Origin of the sequence: Paenibacillus sp. 32O-W (genome assembly GCF_007679495.1) — a bacterium.
GTDB classification, from domain to species: domain Bacteria; phylum Bacillota; class Bacilli; order Paenibacillales; family NBRC-103111; genus Paenibacillus_L; species Paenibacillus_L residui.
The window spans coordinates 37802-43811 of record NZ_VEGP01000046.1; the positions used below are offsets into that span (position 1 = coordinate 37802).

Genomic DNA, 6010 nt, shown 5'->3' on the forward strand with positions numbered 1-6010 from the left:
AAATAAACGATGAAAAGCAGCAAGGGATGACCGATGGGATGAACCGCGGGCGCTCCGGCTGGCCGGAGCCGAACTATGAGAATGTCAGCTTTCCGGCATATCAATATCAATACAATATATGTTATATCAATTGCATAAATAACTGGGAATGAACTATTTTTTATTCGCTGCGGCCGTTGATTCTCCCTGCACCAGCTTGGCCGCCAGCCGAACGGTCATATCGACCGGCTCTCCCATCCGGAGCCTTAAAACCGTTTCTACCGCCCGCCTTCCCATCTCTTCTTGCTGCTGAAGCAAGTGGGTGAACCAATAACCGCTGCCCGGGTTGGAAGGAGGGCAGTCGAAGCATACGACGGAAATATCCCCGGGTACGGTCAAGCCCAGTTGCCCGATGGCCGCTTTGGCCAATAAAGCAATATTGTACTCCGTTGCAAATATGGCCGTCATGTCCGGATGCTGCCGAAGATGGTTTTTTATTTTGTCGATATCCCGCTCTATATTTTCCTTGGTAAAAGAACCCGGAAGCGTAGATGTAATATCATTCAGCCAATAGTTCTTCTCGATGGCGACTCCTTGCTCCGCATGGGCCTGAACGAACCCTTCCATCCGTTCCTCCGTTGCCGAAGTGTCGACGGGCGGCGGAGAGAGCAGGCCGATCCTTCGATGCCCCCATTCCAGCAGGTGCTTCGCCCCCTCTCTGGCGGCGGCCGCATGATCCGTGCTGATCGATGCGGCCTCCACTCCTTTCAGATAACGGTCGATCAATACTAGCGGGATTTTGTTAATCACCAGCTTCAGAATTTCCGTGTTGATATATCGGCCGTGGCCAGGAAAAATAATAAATCCGTTCGCTCCTAGTTCCGTAAATTCCCGAATCGCCCTTTCTTCCCGCTCCGGCTTGCCGAAAGAACGCCGCAGCAGCAGGAAGGCGCCGTGCTGTTCGGCGGCGCTCTCTATCCCGCGGAGAAGATCGATCCCATAGCTCTCGCCGAAATCCGTCATGATCAACCCCAGCACGGGCTCATCGGTACGCCTAACCGGCATGTATGAGGAGGCTTGATCATCAGGCGCCTGCTCCGTAGCATCGACGACGAAAGACCCCTTGCCGGGCTTGCGGGCAATTAGTCCCTGGCTTGCAATCATCTCCAGCGACTTCCGGCTCGTGATCCGGCTCACGTTATATTTCTCGGCCAGCTCCATCTCCGAAGGGATCCGCTGTCCTCTCCGGTACTTGCCGTTTCTAATATCTTGAACCAGGATTTCGAAGATTTTCTCATACATCGGCTTGGAGTCTTGATCGGATAGCACCCTGTATCACATCCTCTATTCCTTCGTATGTAAATGTTATATCATGTTATATATATTTGGGAAATCCTTCCTTATACCTTCTTTTATTTTAGTGAAAAAAAAGACATCCGTTACGGCATGCCCTTTTCTGAAAAGCGCTAAGATTTTCGGTTAAAACTGCGGCCGACAATCCGTATATGTCGGCCGTCTAACCTTTTTACTTTCGGCCGTAGTCGGCTTTGATCTCTCCCCACTTCTCGGTCTCCCATTTCAACACCTTGTTGTCATAGCTGTTGTTCTGCAGCCACGCCAGCGCCCTGTCCACCAAATCCCATACTTCCTTCGTCGCTTCATTGCGCTCCAGAGTCGTAGCGACTTTCTTCTCCCTCACCCATTTCAGAGCGGTTCTCGAATCGCTATAGACCGTCTGCGAGCTGCCCTTGTTTTTCAGATACGCCAAGGAATGGACAATCGCCAGAAACTCGCCCAAATTATTCGTCCCATTAGGGATGGGGCCGTGGGAGAACAGAACCTCTCCCGTTTTCGTATAGACTCCCCTGTATTCAATCGGTCCCGGGTTGCCTCTCGTCCCTACATCTACCGAGATACTGTCATAATCAATCTCGGCCTGAGACGGGGCTGCAGCGGTCTGCTTCGCAGCGGCCCCTTGACCCCAATGCTTCGTCCAGCCTTCCCGATAGGCCTGCTCCGCCTCCGCCTTGGAGGAGAAGGATTTATATTTCGCATCTTTGCGTCCGTCCACCTGCTCTTTGCATTCCGGCCAACTCGTATAGATTCCCGGCTTATGGCCGACCCATACGACATAGTACTTTTGCTTCGCCATCTTCTAGTCCCTCTCTTCCGCATACATCATTGCCTAGTCTCTATATTTACATACAGAAGGACAAGACGTCAAAAAAACCAATCCTTCAACAAGGATCGGTTTTATTTAATCGCGGCAAATCCTGGTTATTTACCATCCGAAGTCCAACGTTTTGCCGGTTTCCGCCAACGTCTTTATATTGCTCAAGATCATCCACCAATGTCCTTTGGCATTCTCATAAGACGGATGGTCGGCCTTCCATTGATCGTTGACCAACGTCAGCTTCGTGCAGCCGCCCACCGGTTCCAGTGTGAAAGTTACCCTCGTTTCCAGCTCTGCGTGGTTGGAATGGTAGGATGGGCCGGGATGCTCGGTATAGCTGAGCACTTTATACGGTTCATAGGCCAGTATGCTGCCATATACATGGACCGTTTCCTCCCCGTCATTGCCCGGACCTACATACTCATAAGGATCTCCAGGCCGGAAAGTGGACCGGATGACACACCCAAAGAAGGTTTGGCGGGTCCCCTCCGGGGAAACGAACGCATCCCACACCTGCTCCGGGGCTGCTCCGATATAAAATTCGTATTTCAAATCCATCATCTGTCACTCCTTATTAAATAGTTGATCATTTGAACAGCTTTGCAGCTGTGCTACTATAATAATAGTAACTTGTCCGACAAGGCTTGTATTGTAAAAACGCGACAGCCCCTTATGACAGAGTGTCTGCCTTGTCCATTACCGAATTCTGCCGAACCATCGGCCAGGCAGGAGTGATTCATATGAATTCCAACCAAAGTTCCAACCCGGACACAGTAAGACCCAGCCTCGGGGTGTTGAATTTCAGAGAGGGCACCAAGCGGTTCTTCGAACTCACCCGTTATCCCCCCTCGGAGGATATCGGCTATTTCGTCAAGCACTTCTGGATGGTTCGCTGGGATTTAAGCGGACAACCCCCTTACCTGCAGCAGGTCGTCCCCAATCCGTGTGTGAATATGGTGGTTGAAAAGAACCGGACTTTGATTTATGGGGCTGCCAAACATAAATTTTCGCGGCTGCTCGAAGGGAAAGATATGGTGTTTGGTGTGAAATTTAAACCGGGCGGGTTCTATCCTTTTGCCAAGCGGCCCATCTCCAGATTAACCGGCCGTTTCATTCGCCTGGAAAGCATTTTTAATGTGGAGACCGAATCATTCGAGGAGCAAATCTTAAGCCAGGATAGCCCCGAGAAGATGGTGGAGCTGGCCGAAGCCTTGATCCGCCGGAACCTTCCGGACAGGGATGAGAAGGTCGTCCGAATTAATCAAATCATCGACCGGATTCAGGCTGATCGCGGCATTACGAAGGTAGACCAGGTCTGCGATGGCTTTCAGATCAATATCCGGAAGCTTCAGCGCATGTTCGGGCAATACGTCGGAGTGAGCCCGAAATGGGTCATTAAGCTTTATCGCCTGCAGAATGCGGCCGAAACGATGGACCAAGGCCGGGCCCCGGATTGGCTCGATTTGTCTTTGAAGCTCGGTTACTATGATCAATCGCATTTTATTAGAGACTTTAGATCGATTATCGGGAAAACTCCGGAGGAATTTCTGACCGCATCCAAGGAGACGATGCAGAATTAGGAAGGAATAAACCAAGGAACCGTCCATGCATTTCGGACGGTTCCTTGGTTCGCGACCAAAAAAAGAACGCCCGCCGGCGTCCCATCTCTGTGCTGCACTATTTTTCTTTGATACTACGCTATTCCCTGTAATCCTCCACGAGGACTTCCAGTTTCCCGGTGACCGGGTCAATAACGAATCCATGAACGGGAACCGCCTTGGGAAATAACGGATGATTACGGATCATCTTCACGCTTTGCATAACCCCTTCCTGCGCATTGGAGAATCCGCGCAGAAACTTCTCCATACGAATCCCGGAGTTCTCTAATGTGCTGATCACCGCAGGATCAATACCGTTCTCGATAAACTTATTGACCATCCCCTGCGTGTCCAGATTCGTCATGCCGCAGCCGTGATGGCCGATGACCAGAACCTCACGCGCACCCAATTCATAAACAGCCACCAGTATGCTTCTCATGGCGCTGCCGAACGGCTGTGTTAGGATGGCGCCCGCATTTTTGATGAATTTCGCATCCCCGTTTTTCAGTCCCAGCGCCTTCGGAAGCAATTCCACAAGCCGCGTATCCATACATGTAAGAATAGCTACTTTTTTATCGGGGAATTTATTCGTCATATAAGACTCATACTGCTTCTCTTCGACAAATTTTTTGTTAAACTCGAGTAAGCTTGGAATGATAGACATATTATGACCTCCTACATGATGTCTTCTAATCTATTATTCTACAGTTGTACCGGGGGCGTCAATTCATTTTATTGGTAATAAGCCCTATGCTTAAATACAGTGTCTCCATTGCTGATACCAATCATTGACCTCCTCACTCGGCTCAACACCCAATTCTTCCTTCATATTTTCCACAAGAAGCTGATATTGATTTTTCACCCCGCTATAATCACCTATGTTTGCATAAATTTTCATAAGCCCGAAATACCCATCCTCGGTGTATGGGAATTTCTCCTGGATTTTTTGATACAGCGGCACTGCCTCTGAATATTGCTCTTCCTGCATTAAGTATTCGGCCACTTGCTTGGCGTGGTCCAACCATATTAAGCGGATGCGCTCCTGTTCCCCTTCCGACCACCAGTATTGGTGCTCCTCCAGGTAGTCGCCGCGATATAAAATCAACAGTTCCCGATGCTGCCTGATCGTTTCGGGAGTCACTGCGGAAGTCGTCTGTACGCCCTTCTCCCATTCCTCCACATCCAGCTTCATGCCGTCCAATTCTATCCGATACCCTTCGTCCTTATAGGTGACTTTAATGCCGAGCCCCTTCTGCTTGATCACCCTTCGAATTTGATAGATGGTCGTATGCAGGAGCGCCGATGCCTTGTCCATATCATAGTCCGGCCATAACAAATCCATAATGACTTCCTTGCGCACGGTTTGACCGCGGTGATGGATCAAATACGCGAACAGCTCCTGCGCCTTCAATGTCCTCCATTGGAAAGACTGAGCCGCTTGATGATCATCCAGATAATGAAGACCGGACAGACAACAAAGCATGGGCTTCTTATCCGTCATGTCGGACATGCCTTTCGCTTCCGAGTGATTTAACCGCTGGAGTGTCTTTATGATCCTATCGCGTTGAACGGGTTTAAGCAGATAATCGAGTGCGTTCAGTTCAAACGCTTCTACGGCAAAATCATTGTACGCCGTAACAAAAACGATGTGGAGATGCGGTTGTATCTCTAATAAACGCTCCGCCAATTCCATGCCGCCGATTTCCGGCATTTCGATATCCAGGAAGACCAGATCTATCTTTTCGCGTTTCACCAGCTCCAGCGCCAGATGAGGGTCCTGAAAGAAGCCTACCAGTTCAAGCGCCGGCCGGCTCCCCCCTTCTTCTTGCAATAATTTCTCCATCCTTCTGAGAGCCAAGTGCTCGTCATCTACAATAACCGTTTTCACAGCTTTTCCTCCTTGGGGAATCGGACTATACCTGTCTGGTTATATCGAACATCGTCAGCTGCTTGTGAGTCGCCTTCGTGCTGTCTGCATATCTAGTTAATCTTATTGTTACATTATCCCTGACTTAATGACAAGAAGGGAGATTTGAACTCTTTCTGGACTTTATTGGGAAGCGGCATCGCTATGGTATATCAAAATGACCGGAATGATGTCTGCCGGAAAGCCTATCCTGGAGGCCTGCCCCAGAGAACTTGTTTTCATTGCATAACGCAGCTGAAGGGGCCTATAGAATCATAACCACCCGTCAAACGGGTGGTTTGCTCTTGGGGTATAACCCCTTGTTGCCAAACTGCGCCTAAAGACGCTAGCCTG

Annotated in this window: 6 protein-coding genes; 1 reads left to right on the top strand and 5 read right to left on the bottom strand. The window is 49.8% G+C overall.

The annotated features are described in order from the left end of the window. Window positions 1-153 precede the first annotated feature (153 nt). The 3 genes from FS806_RS17315 to FS806_RS17325 form a co-directional block, all read right to left on the bottom strand. Window positions 154-1308 (bottom strand): GntR family transcriptional regulator, encoded by a 1155-nt coding sequence (locus tag FS806_RS17315; RefSeq protein WP_260982142.1) that lies wholly within the window; start codon window positions 1306-1308, stop codon window positions 154-156. 196 nt (window positions 1309-1504) lie between these two features. Then, a complete protein-coding gene (rnhA, locus tag FS806_RS17320) occupies window positions 1505-2131 on the bottom strand; it encodes a ribonuclease H (protein ID WP_144939135.1) in 627 nt (208 codons plus the stop codon). Between the two features lie 129 nt (window positions 2132-2260). Beyond that, the gene (locus tag FS806_RS17325) at window positions 2261-2710 is read right to left on the bottom strand and encodes an SRPBCC family protein (protein WP_144939153.1); all 450 of its coding nucleotides are present in this window, start codon (window positions 2708-2710) and stop codon (window positions 2261-2263) included. 182 nt (window positions 2711-2892) lie between these two features. On the opposite strand from FS806_RS17325, the gene FS806_RS17330 reads away from it, so the two are divergent. Next, window positions 2893-3732, top strand: coding sequence for a helix-turn-helix domain-containing protein (locus FS806_RS17330; RefSeq protein WP_144939137.1), 840 nt, complete (start codon window positions 2893-2895; stop codon window positions 3730-3732). Between the two features lie 118 nt (window positions 3733-3850). On the opposite strand, the gene FS806_RS17335 is transcribed toward FS806_RS17330, so the two are convergent. Then, a complete protein-coding gene (locus tag FS806_RS17335; RefSeq protein ID WP_144939139.1) occupies window positions 3851-4414 on the bottom strand; it encodes a beta-class carbonic anhydrase in 564 nt (187 codons plus the stop codon). Between the two features lie 90 nt (window positions 4415-4504). Further along, the gene (locus FS806_RS17340) at window positions 4505-5638 is read right to left on the bottom strand and encodes a response regulator (RefSeq protein WP_144939141.1); all 1134 of its coding nucleotides are present in this window, start codon (window positions 5636-5638) and stop codon (window positions 4505-4507) included. Window positions 5639-6010 lie beyond the last annotated feature (372 nt).